Here is a 22,258-nt window from a genome sequence, read left to right on the forward strand (position 1 = left end):
ATTGTTAATGGAAGATTTATCTTACCATGACAATTTGAGCGAGTAGAGCGCTCTATTGCGCGCATGATGATGCTTGGAGCCGGAAATGAGCCTCGACGACTGGGATTCGATCCGCCCCGACCGCCGCGCCCGGGCCATCGACGCCGGCATGGGCCTTTTGCGCATCACGCTCCTGTTCGGTTCGGCCGTCGTGGCGCTGGCGCTCATGGCGGTTCCGGTCCTGGATAACTACAACGATCGCCAGCAGGTCGCGCGCGGCGGCCTGATCGGCGTCGACTCCACCACGACCGGCTCGATCAACCGCACCAGCACCTATACGATCCGGCGCAGCGTCCTGCAGTCTTCGCCGGATTCGGTCTGCGTCATCCGCGCCAACCGGCATAGCGGCGATTGCTGACCGATACCGGCCCGCGACCCATTGCGGGACACGTCCGGGCCACGCGGTTCATCGGCCGTTAAGCCTGCCGCGTTAACCTTTATTAAGCGGTGGCTGTTATCGTCCGGCCAGAGGACAGACGATGCCCCATTCATTGCGACGGTTTCTTCAGGACGAGAGTGCCGCCACAGCCATCGAATATGGGCTGATCGCCACGCTTATCTCGATGGCCCTTTTTGTCGGCTTCGGCAGTTTCGCCGACAGCCTCGGCGGCTTGTGGGACGACAACAGCGGCAAGATCACGGAAGCGTTCAGGCAGGGAGCCGAGTAGGCTGCGGCCGGCGCAGGCTTTTCTCCGTCAAGAGTTGCCGGGATTTTCCAGAATTTTCGCCAGCGACACCTTGCCCGAGCCGGGCTTCAGCGGTTTTTGCTGCGAGGGGTCGGGGGCCCATCCCGACATCCACACCAGGGAGAACGTCGCCCGGATGCGGCCGTCCGGGTCGGAGAAGCGCTCGGCATAGATTTGTGCCGCGCGCGCAAACAGGTCCCGGCGGCCCGGCCGGCGGGGGCGGTCGAGCATCGAATTCGTCTCGCCCATCGCCCTCAGATCCGCCATCAGCGAAAACAGCGTGTCGTAGCGCACCACCACCGTCTCGATGTCGGCGACCGGGAGGGCGAATCCGGCGCGTTGCAGCAGCGCACCGGCATCGCGGACGTCCGGGAAGGGAATGACGCGCGGGCTGGCACCGCCGTAAAGCTCGGTTTCGGCGACGAGCAGGCTCTCGCGCAATTCCGCCAGCGTGCCGGCCCCGGCGAAGACGCCCAGGAACAGGCCGTCCGGCCTCAGCGCCCGGCGCACCTGTGCCAGCAGGCCGGGAATGTCGTTCATGGCCTGCAAGGACAGGAGCGAGACGGCGAGGTCGAGGCTCCTTTCCTCGAAGGGCACCGTTTCGGGTGTCGCTACGATGCCCGGTTCGTCGCCAAGGAAGAGGCTGTCGGCTTCGATGCGGAGGGCTTCCGATACCTTGCCGCTGGCCTGCATCACTTGGGCGGCAGCCGGGGTCTGGCAGAAAAGCGTCGCCGCCCTGGCGAATTTGCGCTCCACCGCGTCCAGCCGTTCGGCGAGGTCGCCGGCGGCGCGCTGCATCAGGAAATCCGCCCCGGCGAGGGGACGCTCCAGCGCCCGCCGCTTGCGCGCGAGCAGCAGCGGCGTATCGAAAATCGGCTGCACGGTCAGCTTCCTGTCTTGCCGGCATCTGCTAGGATGCCCGCACATCACGTGGCTCAAGCGATGGCGGATATCAAGGGGCTTTCCAGAATCGCGCTGAACTGGCCGGCGCGGCTCCTGTTTCCGCCGGTCTGCGCCGGTTGCCGTCGCCACGTCGCGCAGCCCGGCGTGCTGTGCGCCGAATGCTGGCCGAAACTGCGGCTTCTCGAGCGGCCATGGTGCCCGGTCATGGGGACGCCGTTCATCCACGACATGGGGGCCGGGTTCCTGTCTGCGGAAGCGATTGTCGATCCGCCGCCCTTCGAACGCGCCCGGGCTGCCGTCGCCTATTCCGGCGTCGCGCGCCAGATGGTGGCGGGCCTCAAGTATCACGATCGCACCGACCTTGCCCCGTGGATGGCGCGCTGGATGATGCGGGCGGGTGCGGAACTCGTCGCCGAGGCGCAGGCGATCGTGCCGGTGCCGCTGCACTGGCAGCGGTTCCTGCGGCGGCAGTTCAACCAGTCGGCGGAACTGGCGCGCGCGCTTTCCAAGCTGAGCGGCGTGCCGTTCGAGCCGGGAGCCGTCAGGCGGGTGAAGCAGACGCGCCAGCAGGTCGGGCTCGAGCGGCAGGAGCGCGAGCAGAACGTCCGCGCCGCCTTTCGCGTGCCCGCCGAGGCGGAAATCCGGATCGCCGGGCGCCGGGTTCTCCTGGTCGACGATGTCTATACGACCGGGGCGACGGCGCGCGCGGTGACGAAGGCGCTGAAGAAGGGCGGAGCGGGGGCGGTCGACGTGCTTACCTTCGCGCGCGTGCTGCCCGGGGACTTCCGGCCCGACGAAACGCCCCTTATATAGATGGCAAATGACGGGAACGCATTATGGCTGATGTGACCATCTATACCCGCATGGCGTGCGGTTACTGCGCGGCGGCCAAGCGCCTGCTCGACAGGAAGGGCGTTGCCTATACCGAGCACGATGCGAGCTTTTCGCCGGAACTGCGCCAGGAAATGATCGCCCGGGCGAATGGCCGCGCGACGTTCCCGCAGATTTTCATCGGCGATATCCATGTCGGCGGCTGCGACGATCTGCACGAACTGGAGGCGCAGGGCCGCCTCGACGCGCTTCTGACCGACGAGGCGACAGGGCAGGGCCAGGATACGGCAAAGCAGGGATTGTGATGAGCAAGAGTTTCAAGGCGGCGGCCGTGCAGATGCGGTCGGGTAAGGATCCCGAGCGCAATGCGGCGGATATGGAAAAGCTGGTCCGCGAGGCCGCGCGCCAGGGCGCGACCTATGTCCAGACCCCGGAAATGACCGGGGTGATGGTGCGCGACCAGCAGGCGCGGCAGGCGGTCTTCACGTCGCAGGACAAGGACGTGACGGTAGCTGCGGCACGACGCCTGGCGAAGGAACTGGGCATTTTCCTGCATGTCGGCTCGACCGGCATCCTGCGCGCCGACGGCAAGATCGCCAACCGCGCGCTGCTGATTTCGCCGCGCGGCGAAACCCTTGCGACCTACGACAAGATCCACATGTTCGACGTCGATCTCGACAATGGCGAAAGCTGGCGCGAATCGGCCGCCTACGAGCCCGGCCGGCAGGCGGTGGTCGCCGACCTGGACGGCACGCGCTTCGGCTTCGCGGTCTGCTACGACCTGCGTTTTCCGCAACTGTTCCGCGCCGAGGCGCTGGCGGGGGCCGAGGTGCTGACGGTGCCGGCCGCGTTTACCCGGCAGACCGGCGAGGCGCACTGGCATGTCCTGTTGCGGGCGCGGGCCATCGAAAACGGCGCCTTCGTCATCGCCGCCGCGCAGGGCGGCCTGCACGAGGACGGTCGCGAGACCTATGGCCATTCGCTCATCGTCGACCCGTGGGGCAGGGTGCTGGCCGAGGCCGTGCATGACGAACCGGGCGTGATCGTCGCCGAGATCGACCCGACGCAGTCGGCCGCCGCGCGCGCCAAAATTCCCAACCTGAAGAATGCGCGCGAATTCGGCGTCACTGCGGCTTCGGCGGGGGAGATCAGGGGAGCGGCGTCGTGATCCGGTTCTCCCTGGTCTGCGACAAGGCCCACGAATTCGAGGGCTGGTTTCGCAACAACGACGATTTCGATACGCAGGTGAAGCGCGGCTTCGTCGATTGCCCGGCCTGCGGTTCGCACAAGGTCGGCAAGGCGCTGATGGCGCCGGCGGTCTCCACCGCGCGCGGCCGCGAAAAGGTGGCGCTGGCCATGGGCGAGGAGCAGAGGAAGGCGCTGGCCCAACTCAAGGCCATGGCCGAGAAGGTCCGCGAAAACGCCGACTATGTCGGCGACAAGTTCGCCGAGGAAGCCCGGAAAATCCATTTCGGCGAGACCGATCCGCGCGGCATCTACGGGGAGGCGACGCTGGAGGAGGCCAGGGGCCTCGCCGAGGACGGCGTTTCCTTCATGCCGATTCCGGTCTTCCCGGACGACCACAACTGACCCTTTCTTTTTTGCGCCCTGGCGCATTTGTGCCGGCCGCCTTTCGTGGTCGGCTCGCCGCCGAAACGGGTGCACGATGAAATTTTTCTGGGATTCCGCCTTCGGCCTGCTGGTGGTGACCGGCGCCTTGCTCGGCCTGTCGCTGCCGCTCGGGCGGATGGCGACGGACGTCGGCGTTCCGGGCATGGTCTGGGCCTTCGTCATATCGCTCGGGGCCGGCGGCCTGCTGTGGGCCGTCACCATGGCGCGGGGCGTCCGCTTTCGCCTGACGGCCCATAAGCTGCGCTATTTCTCGATCGTGGCGCTGGTTTCCTACGCCATCCCCAATCTCCTGATGTTCTCGGCGATCTCGCATCTGGGCGCCGGCTATACCGGTATCATGTACACGCTGTCGCCGATCATCACCCTGATCCTGTCGATCCTGCTCGGCGTGCGGCGGCCAAGTCCGCTGGGCGTGATCGGCATCGTCGTCGGCTTCGTCGGCGCGGCGATGGTAGCGATGACGCGCGGCGAGGCCGGGCAGCCGGCGGCGCTGTTTTGGGTGGCCATGGGGCTGCTGGTCCCCGTGTTCCTGGCGATCGGCAACATCTACCGGACCTGGGACTGGCCGGGCGATACCGGCCCGACCGAGCTTGCCATCGGCAGCCATCTGGCAGCGGCCGCCATGCTGCTCGTCGCCATCCTGGCCCTGCCGGGCGGCGGTTCGCTGCAGCTTCTGGGGCAGGTGCCTTGGGTCGCGGCCGTGCAGGCAATTTCGGCGGCGGTGATGTTTCCGGTCTATTTCCGCCTGCAGGCGGTCGGCGGGCCGGTCTATCTCAGCCAGATCGGCTATGTCGCGGCGGCGGTCGGCCTGTTTTCGGGAACGCTGTTCCTCGGCGAGCACTATCGCGGCCTGACATGGGCCGGGGCGCTGGTCGTGGTGGTTGGCGTGTTCATCACCACCAAGGCGCAGGCCCGCAAGGAGACGCCGGCGGTGGCGACGCGGTGAGGCTCAGACGGAGCCCTTTTCCGCCAGCACCATGTAGTTGACGTCCATGTCCTTCGACCGCTGCCAGCGGTCGGCGAGCGGATGGTAGATGACGCCGGTGCGATCGACGATCGACATGGCGGCGTTGGCGAGCGACTTTTCGAGTTCCTCCGGGCGCACCAGCTTGCCGAACTGGTGGGTGCCGCGCGGCAGCCAGCGCAGCACATATTCGGCGCCGATGATGGCGAGCCCGAGCGCCTTCAGCGTGCGGTTGATGGTGGCCACGAACATGACGCCGCCCGGCTTGACCATCGTGGCGCATTTTTCCAGGAACAGGTCGATGTCGGCGACATGCTCGACCACTTCCATGTTGAGGATGACGTCGAATTTCTCGCCCGAATCGGCAAGGTCCTCGGCGGTCGTCGCCCGGTAATCGACGCTGACGTCCGATTCGGAAGCGTGCAGCTTCGCCACCTCGATGTTGGTGGCCGACGCATCGGCCCCGACCACCTCGGCGCCGAGGCGCGCCATCGGCTCGCACAGCAGGCCGCCGCCGCAGCCGATGTCGAGGAAGCGCAGGCCCTCGAACGGCCGCGCCTCGCGCGGGTCGCGGCCGAATCGCTCGGCCACCTGGTCGCGGATATAGGCGAGGCGCACCGGATTGAACTTGTGCAGGGGGCGGAATTTGCCGTTCGGGTTCCACCATTCGGCGGCAAGCGCGGAAAAGCGCTCCACTTCCGCGGCATCGATGGTCGACTGCTTGGGTTGTGCCCGTCTTGGCTCTGGCATCGCATCGTCTCCTCGACCGGGGTCCGGGTTTCGAGCGCTAGGAAGTCGGGTTTGGGGGCGGGAATGTCAAGGTAACAATTTCAGGCGGGCTCCGGCGACTTCTGTTGCTTGCACAGTTTCGGCCTTTTGGCTAAGGAGGCCGCAATCGTGCTTGGCCCCGGCTTTCCAGGGCCTTCGTTTCCACAGTTCTCGGCCCTCGGACCGGTATCCAGGCAAAGGCGTTTCGTTTCCATGGCGCGCATCGTGATGAAATTCGGCGGGACCTCGGTCGCCGACATCGCCCGCATCCGCAATGTGGCGCGCCACGTCAAACGCGAGGTCGATGCCGGCCACGAGGTGGCGGTGGTCGTTTCCGCCATGGCCGGCAAGACCAACGAACTGGTGGCGTGGACGCGCGAGGCCTCGCCGATGCACGACGCGCGCGAATACGATGCCGTCGTCGCCTCCGGCGAGCAGGTGACGGCCGGCCTCCTGGCCATCACCTTGCAAAACATGGGCGTCAACGCGCGCTCTTGGCAGGGCTGGCAAATCCCGATCCGCACCGACAACGCCCATGGCGCGGCGCGTATCGTCGACATCGACGGATCGTTCCTGGTCAAGCGCTTCGGCGAAGGGCAGGTCGCGGTGGTCGCGGGTTTCCAGGGCCTCGGGCCTGACAACCGCATCGCCACGCTCGGCCGCGGCGGCTCCGACACCAGCGCCGTCGCCATCGCCGCGGCGGTGAAGGCAGATCGCTGCGATATCTACACCGATGTCGACGGCGTCTATACCACCGACCCGCGCGTCGAGCCGAAAGCGTGCCGGCTGGCGAAGATTTCGTTCGAGGAAATGCTTGAAATGGCGTCGCTCGGCGCCAAGGTGCTACAGGTTCGCTCGGTCGAGCTCGCCATGGTGCACGGGGTACGCACATTCGTGCGCTCGTCCTTCGTGGACCCGGACGCTCCCGGAATGGGGGATTTCGACAATCCGCCCGGAACGCTTATTTGCGACGAGGATGAAATCGTGGAACAGCAGGTCGTCACCGGTATTGCCTACGCGAAGGACGAAGCCCAAATCTCGCTGCGCCGGGTCGGCGACCGTCCGGGCGTAGCCGCAGGCATCTTCGGGCCGCTGGCCGAGGCCGGCATCAATGTCGACATGATCGTCCAGAACATCTCCGAGGACGGCAAGCTCACCGACATGACCTTCACGGTGCCGTCGGGCGACATCGAAAAGGCGCTGGCGGTGCTCGGCAAGATCCGCACCGAGGTCGGGTTCGACGTCGTCCAGCACGACGACGGCATGTCGAAAGTGTCCGTCATCGGCATCGGCATGCGCAGCCACACCGGCGTCGCCGCGACCGCTTTCAAGGCGCTGGCGGAAAAGGGCATCAACATCCGCGCCATCACCACGTCGGAGATCAAGATTTCGATCCTGATCGACGGGCCTTATACTGAACTTGCCGTCCGCACTTTGCATTCGGTCTACGGGCTGGATAAGCAATAGCGGGGCCTTTACAGTCTGTCGTTACAAGGTCAGGCGTTGCGTGAATACCGGGGCGGAGCGAGCCGCGCCGGGTTGAAGAATGCCCATGGGAGAAATCGCCGCGATGCGTGATACGGCTGGCGGCCCGCGCGTTTTGCTGAGAAGGCTGCGCGAACTCATGCAGGAACCGATGGAGCCGCAGGAGCGGCTCGACCGGATCGTACGCGATATCGCCTCCAACATGGTGGCCGAAGTCTGCTCGCTCTATGTGCTGCGTTCCGACTCGGTGCTCGAACTCTATGCCACCGAGGGCTTGAACCCGAGCGCGGTCCACAATGCCCAGCTGCGACTGGGGCAGGGCCTCGTCGGCTCCATCGCCGCCAGCGCGCGGCCGCTCAATCTGTCGAACGCGCAGGAGCATCCGGCCTTCGCCTACCTGCCGGAGACGGGCGAGGAGGTCTACAACTCCTTTCTCGGCGTGCCGGTGCTGCGCGCCGGGCGCACGCTCGGTGTCCTGGTGGTGCAGAACAAGACCATGCGCACCTACCGTGAGGACGAGATCGAGGCGCTGGAGACCACGGCGATGGTGATCGCCGAGATGATCGCCACCGGCGACCTCGGCAAGCTGACGCGCGCGGGGCTCGAACTCGACCTGTCGCGGCCGGCGAGCTTCACCGGCCTGTCGTTCAACGAAGGCATCGGGCTCGGCCACGTCGTCCTGCACGAGCCGCGCATCGTCGTCACCAACCTGTTCAACGAGGACAGCGAGGACGAGGTGGAGCGGCTTGGAAGCGCGCTCGGCTCGCTGAGGCTCTCCATCGACGACATGCTGGAGCGCCGCGACGTCGCCTTCGAGGGCGAGCACCGCGAGGTGCTGGAGGCCTATCGCATGTTCGCCAACGATCGCGGCTGGGTGCGCCGGCTGGAGGAGGCGATCCGCAACGGCCTGACGGCGGAAGCGGCGGTGGAAAAGGTGCAGTCGGACATGCGCGCGCGCATGATCCACATGACAGACCCTTACCTGCGCGAGCGCATGAGCGATTTCGACGATCTCGCCAACCGGCTGCTGCGGCAGTTGATGGGCCATGGCGCGGAATCGATGGCTGCCTCGCTGCCCAAGGACGCCATCGTCGTCGCCCGCTCGATGGGCGCCGCCGAACTGCTTGATTATCCGCGCGAGAAGCTGCGCGGGCTGGTGCTGGAGGACGGCACGGCGACCAGCCATGTCGTCATCGTGGCGCGCGCCATGGGCATCCCGGTCGCCGGCCACATGAAGGGCGCCGTCTCGATGGCGGAGAACGGCGACGACATCATCGTCGACGGCGAGGAAGGCATCGTGCACCTGCGGCCGCAGCCGGATCTCGAAGCAGCCTATGCCGAAAAGGTGCGGTTCCGCGCCCGGCGCCAGGAGATCTACCGGGAATTGCGCAAGCAACCCTCGGTGACCAAGGACGGAGTCGCGATCGACCTGTTGATGAATGCCGGGCTGGCCGTTGACCTGCCGCAGCTTGCCGAGTCGGGCGCCGCCGGCATCGGCCTGTTCCGCACCGAATTGCAGTTCATGGTCGCCTCGACCTTCCCGCGCGCGGAAGCGCAGGAAAAGCTCTATCGCGACGTTCTCGACGCGGCGCGCGGCAAGCCGGTCACCTTCCGCACCATCGATATCGGCGGCGACAAGGTGCTGCCCTATTTCAAGGGATCGGTGCAGGAGGAAAACCCGGCGCTCGGCTGGCGCGCGATCCGGCTGACGCTGGACCGCCCCGGCCTGTTGCGCACGCAGATCCGGGCGCTGCTCAAGGCCTGCGGCGGGCGCGAACTGAAGCTGATGCTGCCGATGGTCACGGAACTCGCCGAAATCGCGCAGGCGCGCGAGATCGTCGACCGCGAGGTGCGGCATCTGTCGCGTTTCGCCCACCATCTGCCGACCAGCCTGAAGCTCGGGGCCATGGTCGAGGTGCCTTCGCTGCTTTTCCAACTCGATGAGCTGATGAAGGCGGTCGATTTCGTTTCGGTCGGCTCCAACGACCTGTTCCAGTTCGTCATGGCGGTCGATCGCGGCAACAACCAGGTGTCGGACCGTTTCGACCCGCTGTCGGTGCCGTTCCTGCGCGTGCTGAAGCAGATCGCCGACGCCGGCAACCGCAACTTCACGCCGGTGACGCTGTGCGGCGAGTTGGCTGGCAAGCCGATCTCGGCCATGGCGCTGATCGGCCTCGGCTTCCGTTCCATCTCGATGTCGCCGGCCGCGATCGGCCCGGTCAAGGCGATGCTCACCGAGTTGCGGGTGGAGGAACTGAAGCGGTTCTTCGCCGACAACCTCTCCGCACCCGCCCACGGCATGCCGATGCGGGCGCTGCTGCAGGCCTTCGCGGACGATCGCGGTATTCCCCTATGATTTCCCTGCCCCGTGACCGCATGGACCAGGTCGTCAAGCGCTTCGACATGCTCGAAGCGCAGATGGCTGCCGGCCCCGCCGCCGACGCCTATGTGAAAATGGCCTCGGAATATGCCGATATCCAGGACCTGGTCGGCAAGATTCGGGCGCTGAGGGCGGCCGAGCGCGAGGAAGCGGACCTTGAGGCCATGCTGGGCGACAAGTCGACCGATGCCGAGATGCGGGCACTGGCCGAAGCCGATCTTCCCGAGGTGGAGGAGCGCATCGAGGCCTTGCGGCGCGATATCCAGATCCTGCTTTTGCCGAAGGACGAGGCCGACGACAAGAACGCCATCCTCGAAATCCGCGCCGGCACGGGCGGGGACGAGGCGGCGCTGTTCGCCGGCGATCTTTTCCGCATGTACGAGCGCTATGCCGCCGAGCGGGGCTGGCGCTTCGAGGTGGCGTCCGCCAGCGAGGGCGATGCGGGCGGCTACAAGGAAATCATCGCCACCGTTTCGGGCAAGGGCGTGTTCGCGCACCTGAAGTTCGAGTCGGGCGTGCACCGGGTGCAGCGCGTGCCGGAAACCGAGGCGCAAGGGCGCATCCACACCTCCGCCGCCACCGTCGCCGTGCTGCCCGCGGCCGAGGAGGTCGACATCGACATTCGGCCGGAGGATATCCGCATCGACACGATGCGGGCCTCCGGCTCCGGCGGCCAGCACGTCAACACCACCGATTCGGCGGTGCGCATCACCCATTTGCCGACCGGAATCATGGTGGTGCAGGCGGAAAAGTCGCAGCACCAGAACCGGGCGCGCGCCATGCAGATCCTGCGCGCGCGCCTCTACGACCTCGAACGCAGCCGTGCGGAGGAGGAGCGCTCGTCCTCGCGCAAGTCGCAGGTCGGCTCCGGCGACCGCTCGGAACGCATCCGCACCTATAATTTCCCGCAAGGGCGCGTCACCGACCACCGCATCAACCTGACGCTCTACAAGCTCGACCGGGTGATGCTGGGCGAACTCGACGAAATCGTCGACGCGCTGATCGCCGACCACCAGTCGAAACTTCTGGCCGACATGGCGGAAGATTGAGGTGACGCTGGCCGAACTCCTTGGGGTTGCGCGCCGACGCCTTGTTGAAGCCGGCATCGCGGAAGCGGGCCTCGATGCGCGGCTGCTGGTCGAGCACCTGACCGCGACGACGCGCGCCGACGCGATCGCGCGGCCGCAGCAACAGGTCCCGGCCGAGGCAATTGCTGCGGTTGAAGATGCCGTGGCGCGGCGCCTGGCTGGCGAACCGGTACACCGTATCCTCGGTTTTCGCGAGTTTTACGGCCTGCGCCTGTCGCTTTCGGCCGAAACGCTGGAACCGCGTCCGGACACGGAAACGCTGGTCGAGGCGGTGCTGCCGCTGGTTGAGGCTGTCGCGGCGCGCTCGGGCCGGTGCCGGATCCTCGATCTCGGCACGGGCACCGGTGCGATCGCCCTGGCGCTGCTCCATACCGTTGCCGCCGCCTCCGCCGCCGGCGTCGATATTTCGGACGATGCGTTGGCCACGGCGGCGCGCAACGCGGCGCAACTGGGCCTGTCAGGCCGTTTTACGCCGTTGAAATCGAACTGGTTTTCAGAAATTTCGGGGCGGTTCGATGTAATCGTCTCCAACCCGCCCTATATACGTTCCGACGATATAGGTTCGTTGCAGCCTGAGGTACGCGATTTCGATCCGCGCCGGGCTTTGGACGGTGGCCCGGACGGGCTGGGGGCCTATCGGATCATTGCCGCCGGTGCGTCAGGGCACCTTGAACCGGGCGGTTACGTAGCCGTGGAGATCGGCGCGACACAGAAGACCGAAGTCCAGCAGGTGTTCCAGGCCAACGGTTTTGTTCTGGCCGAAGCACGTCGCGATTTCGGTGCAAACGACAGGGTACTGGTGTTCGCAAGACCTTAGGGTGCGCGCATTTGGCCGGAAGCGACCGCGAAAAAAGCACTTGGCATTGCCGGTGAATGCCGCTAGGGTTTTCGCAACCGGATGAGACGAAGCAGGCAGTGCTCCAGCGATTCGGTTTCCTTGGAACAAGCTGCCCATCTTGCGCAATCGACGCCAAGCTTCGAGCGGGAATCGTCTGGCAAGTGATATGTAACCGAGCAGGATGGCAAGTGACGCCAACGCAATCGATGCGGGCGAGCACCGGCGGGGCACCAGAACGGCAGGACGCATGAGCGGCGCCGTTTGCAGCGAGTTTTTCAAATTTCCACGATGAAGAGAGTCTGATGAGGCCACAACAGCAGAACAGACGCATGCGCGGGCGCAACAACAATGGCGGCGGTGGCGGCAACAACAACCGCAAGGGCCCCAATCCGCTGACCCGCAATTACGAAAGCAACGGCCCGGATGTGAAGATTCGCGGTTCTGCCCAGCAGATCGCCGAGAAATATGCCGCGCTGGCCCGCGACGCGATGAGCTCGGGTGACCGCGTGATGGCGGAGAACTATCTCCAGCATGCCGAACACTACAACCGCATCATTGCCGCCGCACAGGCGCAGATGCCGATCCAGAATGTCCAGAGCCACCGGGACGACTTCGACGATGATGGCGACGAGGACCGCGACGAGTTCGAGCAGGGCGTCAACGGCAATGTCAGCGAGAGCCCGGTTGCGCAGGCCGGCAACGGTTCCGGCCCGCAGCCGGTGATCGAAGGCACGCCGGCGGAAGTGGCCCTTAACGACGACGACGGCCGCGAAAGCCGTGACGGCGTCGAAGCCCGGGAAGGCAATGGCGGCCGTCGCCACCGTGAGCGCCGCCATAACGGCTATCAGGGCGGCCAGCGCCAGGCCGCGCAAAGCGAGCGGCAGGAAACCGCCGAAGAGCAGCCGGCCGAAGAAGCGGCCGTGAAAAGCGAAGCCCCGCAGCCGGCGACGTCTGAGCCTGCAGCCGATCTCAGCCCGGCTGCGATTGCCGCGCAGGTCGGGCAGGCCGACGAGGCCGCCGCACCGCGCCGTCCGCGCCGCCCCCGCCGCCGTGCGGAACCGCAGGCGGATGCGGGCGAAGCCTCGGGCTCCGAGGCTCCGGCCACCGCCGACGCCAACTGAGCGAAATAATTCGGACCCTTGAAGCGCACCGGGCTGATCACAGCAGCCGCGGTGCGCTTTTTGTTCACGGCCCGGTAAAAAGCCGCGCCGACAGGAGCAGGAACCACAACAGGGTGGAGACGAGGAAGGCGCGCTCGGCCAGGCCGAAGAAGGCGCGCCCTCTGGGCAGCATGGTGGCCACCACCAGCGCCAGCGATACCGGCACGATCCAGCCCAGCAGCGCGAATGCGCCGTTGAGGGCGCCGCTGGTGATCGCCAGCGCCGTTTGCCCGCCGAAACTGACGACCTCATAGGCCAGCGTGAAGGTGAGGACCGCAAGGACGAGGTGGATGATGCCCTCGCGGGTGCGGCCGAAGGCGCCTTCATCGGTCTTGAAGGCAAAGACGCCGAGCCGCAGCACCGCCAGCGCACCCAGGCAATAGATCGCCGGAGTCGGGAAGCTGGCACCCGGATAATCCAGCATCGCCCGGCAAAGGGCCGCCGCCCCGATGATGCCGGCCGCGCCATAGGCCCTGAACAGCCATGCCGCCTTGCCGGTGCCGTAGTCGCTGACGGCGGTTGTTACCGGATCGCGCTGCCGTTCCACGACATGCAGGGCCACCAGCAGCAGAAGGGCGACCAGATAGCACGCTGTCGCGGAGCCGGCGGCGATCTGGTGGAAGGGCATCGGGAACTCCGGGAAGCCGTTTCATGGACCGGCGGTTTGCGGGCGCGAGCCGTGCCGCCTAGGGGGGTTGAAAAAACTGCTCATGGGCCGACGAGCGGCAGTTCCCCGCCCTTGAGGGATGCCGGCCCCTATACCATATTCTGTCGTGAACGGGACCCGGCTCCGAGTGGGCGAGTCCGTCACCGCAATCTGATCCGGTGCCGCAAAGCGGGCCGGTGATGGAAGGAGACAGGTATGAATCTGGAAAAATATTCCGAGCGCGTGCGCGGTTTCATCCAGGCTGCACAGCAATATGCGCTCAACCGCAACAATCAGCAATTTACCCCCGAACATATCCTCAGGGCCCTGATCGACGACGACGAAGGCTTTGCCGCCTCGCTGATCGAGCGCGCAGGCGGCCGGCCGCGCGATGTCGAACTGGGCGTCGATGCCGCGCTCGAGGCGCTGCCGAAGGTCGAGGGCGGCAACGGCCAGCTCTACATGGCGCAGCCGCTGGCCAAGGTTTTCTCGACCGCCGAGGACCTGGCGAAAAAGGCTGGCGACACCTTCGTCACCGTGGAGCGGCTGTTGCAGGCGCTCGCCATGGAGAAGTCGGCCAAGACCGCCGATATCCTGGCCAAGGCCGGGGTCACGGCGCAGGCGCTGAACGCTGCCATCAACGATATCCGCAAGGGCCGCACCGCCGATTCCGCCTCTGCCGAGCAGGCCTATGACGCGCTGAAGAAATATGCGCGCGACCTGACGGCCGATGCGCGGTCGGGCAAGCTCGACCCGGTCATCGGCCGTGACGACGAGATTCGCCGCACCATCCAGGTGCTTTCGCGGCGCACCAAGAACAATCCGGTGCTGATCGGCGAGCCGGGCGTGGGCAAGACGGCCATCGCCGAAGGGCTGGCGCTGCGCATCGTCAACGGCGACGTTCCCGAATCGCTGAAGGACAAGCAGTTGATGGCGCTCGACATGGGCGCGCTCATCGCCGGCGCGAAATATCGCGGCGAGTTCGAGGAGCGGCTGAAGGCCGTGCTCAACGAGGTCACCGCCGCTGCCGGCGGCATCATCCTGTTCATCGACGAGATGCACACGCTGGTCGGCGCCGGCAAGGCGGACGGGGCGATGGACGCGTCCAACCTGCTGAAGCCGGCCTTGGCGCGCGGCGAACTGCACTGCGTCGGCGCCACCACGCTCGACGAGTACCGCAAATATATCGAAAAGGACGCGGCCCTTGCCCGCCGCTTCCAGCCGGTATTCGTCGACGAGCCGACCGTGGAGGACACGATCTCGATCCTGCGCGGGTTGAAGGAGAAGTACGAGCAGCACCACAAGGTGCGCATCTCCGATTCGGCGCTCGTTGCCGCCGCGACGCTCTCCAACCGCTATATCGCCGACCGCTTCCTGCCCGACAAGGCGATCGACCTCGTCGACGAGGCCGCTTCGCGGCTCCGCATGCAGGTCGATTCCAAGCCGGAAGCGCTGGACGAGATCGACCGCCGCGTCATGCAGCTCAAGATCGAGCGCGAGGCGCTGAAGAAGGAAAAGGACGAAGCCTCGCGGGATCGCCTCGACCGGCTGGAAAAGGAACTGGCCGAGCTGGAGGAGGAATCCACCACGCTGACCGCCAAGTGGCAGGCCGAAAAGCAGAAGCTCGGGCTGGCCGCCGACCTCAAGAAGCAGATCGACGACGCCCGCAACGAACTGGCGATCGCCCAGCGCAAGGGCGAATTCCAGCGCGCCGGCGAACTGGCCTACGGCAAGATTCCCGAACTGGAGCGCCAGCTGAAGGAGGCCGAGGCGCGTGACAAGGACGCCAAGGAAGGCATGGTCCAGGAGACCGTGACGCCGGACAACATCGCCCATATCGTCTCCCGCTGGACGGGTATCCCGGTCGACAAGATGCTGGAAGGCGAGCGCGACAAGCTGCTCAGGATGGAAGACGAGATCGGCAGGCGCGTCGTCGGCCAGGGCGAGGCGGTGCAGGCGGTGTCCAAGGCGGTGCGGCGTGCCCGCGCCGGCTTGCAGGACCCGAACCGGCCGATCGGCTCGTTCATGTTCCTCGGGCCGACCGGCGTCGGCAAGACGGAGCTGACCAAGGCGCTGGCGTCCTTCCTGTTCGACGACGAAACCGCGATGGTTCGCATCGATATGTCGGAGTTCATGGAGAAGCACTCGGTCGCCCGGCTGATCGGCGCGCCTCCCGGCTATGTCGGCTACGAGGAAGGCGGCGTGCTGACCGAGGCGGTCCGGCGCCGGCCCTACCAAGTCATCCTCTTCGACGAGATCGAAAAGGCGCATCCGGACGTCTTCAACGTGCTCCTCCAGGTGCTGGACGATGGCCGCCTGACCGACGGGCAGGGCCGCACCGTCGACTTCCGCAACACGCTGATCGTCATGACCTCGAATCTCGGTTCGGAGTTCCTCGTCAACCTGACGGAAGACCAGGACGTCGACCTGGTGCGCGAGGAGGTGATGAACATCGTGCGCGGTCACTTCCGGCCGGAGTTCCTCAACCGCGTCGACGAGATCATCCTGTTCCACCGGCTGCGCCGTAAGGACATGGGCCAGATCGTCGAAATCCAGTTGCGGCGGCTGGAAAAGCTGCTCGAGGATCGCAAGATCGAGCTCGACCTCGATCACGATGCCGTCGAGTGGCTGGCGGAAAAGGGCTACGATCCCGCCTATGGCGCGCGGCCGCTGAAGCGGGCGATGCAGAAGGAACTGCAGGATCCGCTGGCGGAGAAGATCCTGATGGGCGACATCCTTGACGGTTCGACCGTCAAGGTGACCGCCGGTTCCGATCGCCTCAATTTCCGCTCGAAGCCGCCGGCGGCGGTGGAGGCCGACGCCGCCTGAGCCCTGGCCGGCGGTAAACTTCGGCAAGGCGCCGCCGCAATCGGCGCCTTTGCCATGGATAAGCCATGGTAGCAGGCATTTTCATGCCCGGTTCATGTTGGAACCATATGGTGTATGAACGGTTCGTCGGCGAAGGAAGCTGTCGGCGGCAGTGCGTGATGCCGCACGGCGGCGAAATGAGAGAGTTTGGCTGGCATGCTTCGCACCTTTCTGCTGCTTTCGACGCTTTCGGCGTTCCTGGCGCCGGCTCTGGCAATGGCGGCGCCGACCGCTGACCGGGAAAGGCCGGCCGTACCGGCAGCCCGTGATGCGGGCGGCATCCTCGTGGCCCAGGCCGGCGATTATGAGGTCTATTTCGACGGCAACGGCAATCGTGTGATTGTCGATGCCTATACCGGCAAGGTCGTCGCCATCCAGCCGCCGGAGACGCGCTTCGATCGCCGGGCGCTGAGGGCGGAGCAGCGCCGACGCGACATTCGTGTCGCCCCGGACGATGGCTACTATCTGGACGATCCGCAGGACGTGGAGCGCTTCCGCCGCCAGCAGTCGAGGCAGGACGACGGTGGCTCATGGCTGCCCGACGGCGAATCCGATCCCTATGGCGACGGCGGCTACGGCGAAGTCTATCCCGAGGAGAGACAGCCGCAGGCGCCGGCCGACGTCCAGCGCCGCGCGCCAAAGCCCCCTCCGCTCGACCAGGCCTCCATCGAGCCGAACGAGCCGGAAATTCTCGTGGAGCCGGCGCAACCGGCACAGCCCAGCGGCCCGGCCGTCAAGGTGAATCCCTCGCTGTCGATCGGCGCGCGCGAGGACATAGCGGAATTGCAGATCCTGCTCGACAGGTTCGGCGCTTCGCCGGGAGTCATCGACGGGCGCTTCGGCGCCAATGTCGACAAGGCGCTCGCCGCCTACAAGGAGATCACCGGCACCCAGTTGCGGACGACCGATGTGGCCGGCATCAAGGAAGCGCTGGCCCGTACCGGCGGCGATGCCTTCGCCCATTACACGATCACGCCCGAAGACGCGGCCGGTCCCTATGTCGCCTCCATCCCGGAAGACTACAGCCAGAAGGCGCAACTGGAGCGCATGGCCTATACCTCGGTGACCGAGGCGATCGCCGAACGCTTTCACATGGACGAGAACTATCTCAAGGCGCTCAACCCCGGCGTCAATTTCAACCGGCCTGGCACCATCGTGAAGGTCGCCAATTTCGGCAAGCTGGTATCGACGCCGGTGGCCAATATCATCGCCGACAAGGGGATGAAGCAGGTGCGCGCCTACGATGCGCAAGGCAAGCTGGTCGCTGCCTATCCGGCCACCATCGGCTCGGCCGATACGCCGTCGCCCTCGGGAACGCATACGGTGTCGCGTGTCGCGCTCGACCCGAACTACACCTACAATCCCAAGCTCAATTTCAAGCAGGGCGAAAACGACAAGATACTGACGATCCCGCCGGGTCCGAACGGGCCGGTCGGGTCGGTATGGATCGCGCTCGACAAGCCCACCTATGGCATCCACGGCACGCCCGATCCGTCCAAGATCGGCAAGACCGAAAGCCATGGTTGCGTGCGGCTGACCAACTGGGACGCGCACGAACTGGCCAAGCTGGTGAAGCCGGGCGTCACCGTCGAGTTCGTCGACTAGCCGCATCCGCGCGACGCCGGGCAATTCCGTCTGGCGGCGAAATGCTCTAAGACCGGTATCGGGATGGGCGGCGATGGCGATACGGCTTCCGCCGAGGGCGGGCCGCTTGCTCATCGCGATCCCGGGAGACGGTCGGTCATGCAATCGTCATTGCAACCAGGCGATGGGGTAGGTTCTCTGGCAGGGGTGGCCAATGGCCATTCGTTCTGCCCGCCGCTTTCGCGCCGCTTCGTGCTGATCGCGGCCATTCTTGCTTCCGCGCTCGGCTTCATCGACGGATCGGTGGTGGCGATCGCGGTGCCGGCGATCCGCACCGATCTTGGCGCCAGCCTGGCCGAAGCGCAGTGGGTAGCCAATGGCTACGCGCTGACCCTGTCCGCCCTGATCCTCGTCGGCGGCGCGGCCGGCGACCGATTCGGCCTGCGGCACACTTTTGTCGTCGGCATCGCGCTGTTCGTGGCCGCTTCGCTGGCCTGTGCTCTGGCGCCCGATCCGACAATGCTCGTCCTGTTCCGGGCGATCCAGGGGGCGGGCGCCGCCGTCATGGTGCCGTGCAGCCTCGCCATCATCGCCAAGGCTTATCCGAAAAAGGAGCGCGGCCGGGCGATCGGCATCTGGGCGGCCGCCTCGGCACTGACGACCGCGCTCGGGCCGGTGCTCGGCGGATGGATGCTGGCATGGTTCGGCGATCCCGTCTGGCGCGCGATCTTCGCGATCAACCTGCCGCTTGGGGCGATTGCCATCTACCTGCTTCTGGCCAAGGTGCCGGCGGACCCGGCGGCCGGGAAGCGCGACCTCGATCCCGGTGGTGCGGTTCTCGCCACGCTGGCTTTCGGCGCCATTGCCTACGGGTTGACGGCGATGAGCGGCGAAGGCGGGAAAACCGTTGCCGGGACCAGCCTCGTTGCCGGCATGGCGGTGCTGGCCGGTTTCGTTGCCTGGGAATTGCGGCAGTGCGAGCCGATGATCGATCTTTCGCTGTTTCGCAATGGCGCCTTCGCGGGCGCCAACCTGGCGACCTTCTTCCTCTATTTTGCGCTTTCGGCGATCCTCTTCTACCTGCCGATGCTTCTCATCGCCGGGTGGGGGCTGAACGCGGGCGAAGTGGGCTTCATCTTCCTGCCGCTGTCGGCGTGCATCGCGCTGCTGTCCGGCCCGGTCGGCCGGCTTTCCGACCGCATCGGCCCGCGCATTCCGCTCGCCGCCGGCAGCGCCCTGGTCGCCATCGCCTTTGCCGGGCTTTCGCTTCTGACCCATGCCGGCGTCCACCGTTTCTGGGACGGCGTGTTTCCGGCCATGGTGCTGATGGGCCTCGGTATGGCGCTGGTGGTGTCGCCGCTGTCGACCGCGGTCATGACCTCGGTCGAGGACGAGGACACGGGGGCTGCCTCCGGCATCAACAATGCCGTGTCGCGTGTCGCCGGCCTCGTTGCCGTCGCGGCGATGGGGACGGTCGCGGCCTGGGTCTATGCGCGCGCGCCGGGAATCGCGGGAGCGGACGGCATGCCGGGTTTCGGCGAACCGATGCCGGCCGGTCTTGCCCCCACGCTCGATGCGGCGCGGATCGCGGCGAGCGACGCCGCCTTTGCGGCGGTGGCGCTGGTCACCGCGTTGCTGTGTGGCCTGTCGGCGGTTACCGCCTGGGTGAGCACTCCGGGAAACGCCGGCGAATCATAGGGGCTTCGGCCGTCAGCCTTCGACCTTGGCGCTGGCGACCTTCAACTGGTCGCTGTCCTGCTGCTTGAGCAGGTCGTCGATGCGCTCGCGCTCGCGCTTGAAGGCAACGAGGTCGTCGCCCTTCAGTTCCTTGCCGACGGGCAGGCGGACGCGCATCGGGTCGACCTTGGTGCCGTTGACGATGAGTTCGTAGTGCAGGTGCGGGCCGGTGGCGAGGCCGGTCTGGCCGAGATAGCCGATGACCTGGCCCTGACGCACGCGCACGCCCGGCTTGATCCCCTGGGCGAAGGCGCTCTGGTGATTATAGGATGTCTCGTAGCCGTTGGCGTGGCGGATGATGGTCTGCTTGCCGTAGCCGCTGGCCCAGCCGGATTTTTCGATGACGCCGTTGCCGGCCGCGATGATGGGAGTGCCGATGGGGGCCGCCCAGTCGACGCCGGTGTGCATGCGCACATAGCCGAGGATGGGATGGCGGCGCGCGCCGAAGCCGGAGCGGAAATGGCCGGCGGGCAGGGGGTTGCGCAGCAGGAACTGCTCGGCGCTGCGGCCGTCCTGGTCGAAGTAGCCCTGCTCGCCGTCCTGCATCTGGAAGCGGTAGAGATTGCGCGTCTGCCCGCCGAAGGTGGCCGAAACGTAGAGCAGTTCCGATTCATCCGAGGCCTGGTCGTCGCCGTCGGGTTGGGAGAACAGCACCTCGATGCGGTCCGAGGCGCTCAGCCGCGACTGGAAGTCGACATCGGGCGCAAGCAGCTTGATGAGCCGCTTGGTCATCGTCTTCGACATGCCGTAGGAATAGGCGGCGCGGTAGATGCCGTCATAGATATTGGGCAGGCTGCCGCGCACCGCGACAGGCGGCGAATCGTCGAAAGCCGTCAGCAGTTCGGGATTGGGCTCCGGCTCCTTGGCCGGCACGTACTGGCCGCGGTCGTCGAGCGCGATGGTGACGATGTGCTGGGTGCGATCGTAGACGCCGGTGCGCACCACCCTGGCGCGGTCGCCGCGCACCTCGAGGCCGACGCGAAGCACCGTGCCGGCCTTCAGCGCCGGCGCGTTGAGGAGCTTGCCGATCGCCTCGGCCATGTTGGTGGCGTCTTCGCCGGTGTAGCCGGAATCGGCAAAGGCGTCGGCAATGCCGTAGTCCTTGGTGAAGGGGATGATGTCTTCCGCATAGGACGTGGCCTGGTCCTCCGTCTCGGCGCGCGGGGCGACCGAGACGTTTTCCGGCACGATCTTGACGGCATAGGAGCCGGCCATGCTCTGCGCCAGCTGGTCGCCGAAGCGCTGCGGGTCGACATAGTGCAGGGCGGCGACGCGGATGGCGCCGTCGCCGAGTTCGGCCCCCGCCTCGCGCACCACCTTCTCGACCTCGTCGGCCGAAAGATCGTTCTTCTCGTCGAAGCTGGCCGTGGCGATCGGGAAGTCGCTCGTTTTCAGCGACATCTCGCTTTCGACCTTGGCGCCGTAGATCTGGCCGGCGCTCAGCGTCGAAGGCGCCGGCTGCTCGGTCGTGTCGTCGCCGAACACCCGCATCGGGTCGAAGGCCGGATAGGAACGGGTGGTGGTGTGGCCGGCCGCCAGGTTCATCTTGATCTGCACGAAGGGCATGGTGTGGATGACGTCGCGGTCGCCGACCCTGGTGACCATGGACACTTCCATGCGCCGCTTGTCCTTGGCGCGCGCGACCTGGCGCAGCGGCACCAGCCGGGTCGTCTTGGCTCCTTCGCCGGATTCGGTGCCGCTGGCGAGACCGATGAGCTCGGCGATCTCGGGCGGCGTGGCCAATTGCTGGCGCCCGTCGAGGGCGGCGAACAGGGCGACGCCCATGAGCACGCTGGAAGTCAGGCCCGTCAGGAAGGTGCCCGACAGCCAGCGCGTCGAGACTTCGCGGCGGTCCGGCGGTCCGCTGCGGCCGTCCGCTATCAGCGGCGGCTGGTTGCCGAGTTCGGCTATGGCCTCTTGCGTGTCTTGCATCCAGGACGGCTGCTTTGTTTCCCGGCGGGCTAATCGCTTATTATGTGTCGTGACATTTGCCTGCCGGTGGCGGGCAAGTCAACGAAACCCGGCCGAAGCCGGCCCTCGAAACGCTACTTTTACCCCGGCGACGGCGTGTAACCTGTCCCCGGGCGCCGAAAGCGGCACCCAGGGCCGGTTGTCGCCACCGGATAGCGCCTCGTGTCGTTCGTCAATGCGGCGGCAATAGGGCTTCCACAGGGTCCGGAAGCACGCAAAGCCTTGCGGCCCCTGCGTAAGCCGACAAAGAAAATCAGGCGCTGAAATTTTTGTCGCAAAAAGTTCAGAAAACTCGAAATCGCTGTTGACTCCTCGAAGGGGTCGCTACTATAACCCGCACACCAACGACGGCGGCGACGCTGCTGGCGGCCACGGAGTTCGCTCTAAGGGTTGCTTGGTTGGACGAAATCACGAGAGCCACGCAAGTGACACTCACACGGTCTAGAGCGCGGATGCGGATGGATCGGCGACGTTTTATGGACGTCAGTTCTTTGACAATTGAATAGTGAAGAAAGAGAAACGTGGGCGGCAGAGTCCTGCTGAACCGGTCATTCTTAGGGATGGTTTGGTTCGAACGAGACTTTGGCGGACACGTTTCTGGTGAGAATAGTCTATCGGATGCGAAAGCATCCAGGTGTGAATGTTCTCGTCAATTCGAAGCGTGACCAGATAAAGCCA

Annotated in this window: 20 protein-coding genes; 15 read left to right on the forward strand and 5 right to left on the reverse strand. The window is 66.0% G+C overall.

What is annotated here, in order from left to right; all coding sequences use genetic code 11:
• Window positions 1–85 precede the first annotated feature (85 nt).
• Window positions 86–397, forward strand: a complete 312-nt coding sequence (locus ACFOHJ_RS14125) for a hypothetical protein (protein ID WP_378221472.1) — start codon at window positions 86–88, stop codon at window positions 395–397.
• 121 nt (window positions 398–518) lie between these two features.
• Entirely contained in the window at window positions 519–707 is a 189-nt protein-coding gene (locus ACFOHJ_RS14130) for a Flp family type IVb pilin (protein ID WP_378221475.1), read from the forward strand.
• Window positions 708–734: 27 nt separating this feature from the next.
• On the opposite strand, the gene ACFOHJ_RS14135 is transcribed toward ACFOHJ_RS14130, so the two are convergent.
• On the reverse strand, window positions 735–1,607 hold the full coding sequence (locus tag ACFOHJ_RS14135; protein ID WP_378221478.1) for a class I SAM-dependent methyltransferase: 873 nt from the start codon (window positions 1,605–1,607) through the stop codon (window positions 735–737).
• Between the two features lie 60 nt (window positions 1,608–1,667).
• Here ACFOHJ_RS14135 and ACFOHJ_RS14140 point away from each other — a divergent pair, with 60 nt between their 5' ends.
• The 5 genes from ACFOHJ_RS14140 to ACFOHJ_RS14160 all read left to right on the forward strand — a co-directional run bounded on the left by ACFOHJ_RS14140 (window position 1,668) and on the right by ACFOHJ_RS14160 (window position 5,037).
• Window positions 1,668–2,441, forward strand: a complete 774-nt coding sequence (locus tag ACFOHJ_RS14140; RefSeq protein ID WP_378221479.1) for a ComF family protein — start codon at window positions 1,668–1,670, stop codon at window positions 2,439–2,441.
• Between the two features lie 23 nt (window positions 2,442–2,464).
• Window positions 2,465–2,764: a glutaredoxin 3 gene (gene grxC, locus ACFOHJ_RS14145; RefSeq protein ID WP_378221481.1), complete on the forward strand. Its 300-nt coding sequence runs from the start codon at window positions 2,465–2,467 to the stop codon at window positions 2,762–2,764.
• Entirely contained in the window at window positions 2,764–3,627 is an 864-nt protein-coding gene (locus ACFOHJ_RS14150) for a carbon-nitrogen hydrolase family protein (protein ID WP_378221484.1), read from the forward strand. Before grxC ends, ACFOHJ_RS14150 begins: the two co-directional genes overlap by 1 nt.
• A complete protein-coding gene (locus ACFOHJ_RS14155) occupies window positions 3,624–4,049 on the forward strand; it encodes a DUF1178 family protein (protein WP_378221485.1) in 426 nt (141 codons plus the stop codon). The genes ACFOHJ_RS14150 and ACFOHJ_RS14155 overlap by 4 nt, the downstream gene beginning before the upstream one ends.
• A gap of 76 nt (window positions 4,050–4,125) precedes the next feature.
• On the forward strand, window positions 4,126–5,037 hold the full coding sequence (locus tag ACFOHJ_RS14160) for a DMT family transporter (RefSeq protein WP_378221487.1): 912 nt from the start codon (window positions 4,126–4,128) through the stop codon (window positions 5,035–5,037).
• Between the two features lie 3 nt (window positions 5,038–5,040).
• Here ACFOHJ_RS14160 and ubiG read toward each other — a convergent pair whose 3' ends face one another.
• Entirely contained in the window at window positions 5,041–5,805 is a 765-nt protein-coding gene (ubiG, locus tag ACFOHJ_RS14165; RefSeq protein ID WP_378221490.1) for a bifunctional 2-polyprenyl-6-hydroxyphenol methylase/3-demethylubiquinol 3-O-methyltransferase UbiG, read from the reverse strand.
• A 231-nt stretch (window positions 5,806–6,036) separates the two neighbouring features.
• Between ubiG and ACFOHJ_RS14170 the strand changes: the two genes are divergently transcribed.
• The 5 genes from ACFOHJ_RS14170 (at window position 6,037) to ACFOHJ_RS14190 (ending at window position 12,735) form a co-directional block, all read left to right on the forward strand.
• Window positions 6,037–7,290, forward strand: a complete 1,254-nt coding sequence (locus ACFOHJ_RS14170; RefSeq protein WP_378221491.1) for an aspartate kinase — start codon at window positions 6,037–6,039, stop codon at window positions 7,288–7,290.
• Window positions 7,291–7,393: 103 nt separating this feature from the next.
• A complete protein-coding gene (gene ptsP / locus ACFOHJ_RS14175; RefSeq protein ID WP_378221494.1) occupies window positions 7,394–9,664 on the forward strand; it encodes a phosphoenolpyruvate--protein phosphotransferase in 2,271 nt (756 codons plus the stop codon).
• Complete coding sequence (gene prfA / locus ACFOHJ_RS14180; RefSeq protein ID WP_378221496.1) at window positions 9,661–10,737, forward strand: peptide chain release factor 1; 1,077 nt, start codon at window positions 9,661–9,663, stop codon at window positions 10,735–10,737. Before ptsP ends, prfA begins: the two co-directional genes overlap by 4 nt.
• Window positions 10,733–11,593 (forward strand): peptide chain release factor N(5)-glutamine methyltransferase, encoded by an 861-nt coding sequence (gene prmC, locus ACFOHJ_RS14185; protein WP_378221589.1) that lies wholly within the window; start codon window positions 10,733–10,735, stop codon window positions 11,591–11,593. Before prfA ends, prmC begins: the two co-directional genes overlap by 5 nt.
• A gap of 323 nt (window positions 11,594–11,916) precedes the next feature.
• Entirely contained in the window at window positions 11,917–12,735 is an 819-nt protein-coding gene (locus ACFOHJ_RS14190) for a DUF4167 domain-containing protein (RefSeq protein ID WP_378221499.1), read from the forward strand.
• 64 nt (window positions 12,736–12,799) lie between these two features.
• Here ACFOHJ_RS14190 and ACFOHJ_RS14195 read toward each other — a convergent pair whose 3' ends face one another.
• Complete coding sequence (locus tag ACFOHJ_RS14195) at window positions 12,800–13,402, reverse strand: DUF998 domain-containing protein (RefSeq protein ID WP_378221502.1); 603 nt, start codon at window positions 13,400–13,402, stop codon at window positions 12,800–12,802.
• 234 nt (window positions 13,403–13,636) lie between these two features.
• Between ACFOHJ_RS14195 and clpB the strand changes: the two genes are divergently transcribed.
• The 3 genes from clpB (at window position 13,637) to ACFOHJ_RS14210 (ending at window position 19,570) form a co-directional block, all read left to right on the forward strand.
• Complete coding sequence (gene clpB / locus ACFOHJ_RS14200; protein WP_378221503.1) at window positions 13,637–16,249, forward strand: ATP-dependent chaperone ClpB; 2,613 nt, start codon at window positions 13,637–13,639, stop codon at window positions 16,247–16,249.
• A gap of 195 nt (window positions 16,250–16,444) precedes the next feature.
• Complete coding sequence (locus ACFOHJ_RS14205; protein WP_378221505.1) at window positions 16,445–17,893, forward strand: L,D-transpeptidase family protein; 1,449 nt, start codon at window positions 16,445–16,447, stop codon at window positions 17,891–17,893.
• A 138-nt stretch (window positions 17,894–18,031) separates the two neighbouring features.
• The gene (locus ACFOHJ_RS14210) at window positions 18,032–19,570 is read left to right on the forward strand and encodes an MFS transporter (RefSeq protein ID WP_378221507.1); all 1,539 of its coding nucleotides are present in this window, start codon (window positions 18,032–18,034) and stop codon (window positions 19,568–19,570) included.
• Window positions 19,571–19,582: 12 nt separating this feature from the next.
• On the opposite strand, the gene ACFOHJ_RS14215 is transcribed toward ACFOHJ_RS14210, so the two are convergent.
• Window positions 19,583–21,541: a M23 family metallopeptidase gene (locus ACFOHJ_RS14215; protein ID WP_378221510.1), complete on the reverse strand. Its 1,959-nt coding sequence runs from the start codon at window positions 21,539–21,541 to the stop codon at window positions 19,583–19,585.
• 522 nt (window positions 21,542–22,063) lie between these two features.
• Window positions 22,064–22,258: hypothetical protein (locus ACFOHJ_RS14220; protein ID WP_378221512.1), on the reverse strand; the 195-nt coding region annotated here is incomplete at its 5' end.

The organism is Aquamicrobium soli, from assembly GCF_042646345.1.
GTDB lineage: Bacteria > Pseudomonadota > Alphaproteobacteria > Rhizobiales > Rhizobiaceae > Mesorhizobium > Mesorhizobium soli_A.

What these genes read in the sequence shown, in the direction of transcription:
- ACFOHJ_RS14125 (WP_378221472.1), top strand. Translation starts at nt 86, where the DNA reads ATGAGCCTCGACGACTGGGATTCGATCCGCCCCGACCGCCGCGCCCGG.
- ACFOHJ_RS14130 (WP_378221475.1), top strand. Translation starts at nt 519, where the DNA reads ATGCCCCATTCATTGCGACGGTTTCTTCAGGACGAGAGTGCCGCCACA.
- ACFOHJ_RS14140 (WP_378221479.1), top strand. Translation starts at nt 1,668, where the DNA reads ATGGCGGATATCAAGGGGCTTTCCAGAATCGCGCTGAACTGGCCGGCG.
- grxC (WP_378221481.1), top strand. Translation starts at nt 2,465, where the DNA reads ATGGCTGATGTGACCATCTATACCCGCATGGCGTGCGGTTACTGCGCG.
- ACFOHJ_RS14150 (WP_378221484.1), top strand. Translation starts at nt 2,764, where the DNA reads ATGAGCAAGAGTTTCAAGGCGGCGGCCGTGCAGATGCGGTCGGGTAAG.
- ACFOHJ_RS14160 (WP_378221487.1), top strand. Translation starts at nt 4,126, where the DNA reads ATGAAATTTTTCTGGGATTCCGCCTTCGGCCTGCTGGTGGTGACCGGC.
- ubiG (WP_378221490.1), bottom strand. Translation starts at nt 5,805, where the DNA reads ATGCCAGAGCCAAGACGGGCACAACCCAAGCAGTCGACCATCGATGCC.
- ACFOHJ_RS14170 (WP_378221491.1), top strand. Translation starts at nt 6,037, where the DNA reads ATGGCGCGCATCGTGATGAAATTCGGCGGGACCTCGGTCGCCGACATC.
- ptsP (WP_378221494.1), top strand. Translation starts at nt 7,394, where the DNA reads ATGCGTGATACGGCTGGCGGCCCGCGCGTTTTGCTGAGAAGGCTGCGC.
- prfA (WP_378221496.1), top strand. Translation starts at nt 9,661, where the DNA reads ATGATTTCCCTGCCCCGTGACCGCATGGACCAGGTCGTCAAGCGCTTC.
- ACFOHJ_RS14190 (WP_378221499.1), top strand. Translation starts at nt 11,917, where the DNA reads ATGAGGCCACAACAGCAGAACAGACGCATGCGCGGGCGCAACAACAAT.
- ACFOHJ_RS14195 (WP_378221502.1), bottom strand. Translation starts at nt 13,402, where the DNA reads ATGCCCTTCCACCAGATCGCCGCCGGCTCCGCGACAGCGTGCTATCTG.
- clpB (WP_378221503.1), top strand. Translation starts at nt 13,637, where the DNA reads ATGAATCTGGAAAAATATTCCGAGCGCGTGCGCGGTTTCATCCAGGCT.
- ACFOHJ_RS14205 (WP_378221505.1), top strand. Translation starts at nt 16,445, where the DNA reads ATGCTTCGCACCTTTCTGCTGCTTTCGACGCTTTCGGCGTTCCTGGCG.
- ACFOHJ_RS14210 (WP_378221507.1), top strand. Translation starts at nt 18,032, where the DNA reads ATGCAATCGTCATTGCAACCAGGCGATGGGGTAGGTTCTCTGGCAGGG.
- ACFOHJ_RS14215 (WP_378221510.1), bottom strand. Translation starts at nt 21,541, where the DNA reads ATGCAAGACACGCAAGAGGCCATAGCCGAACTCGGCAACCAGCCGCCG.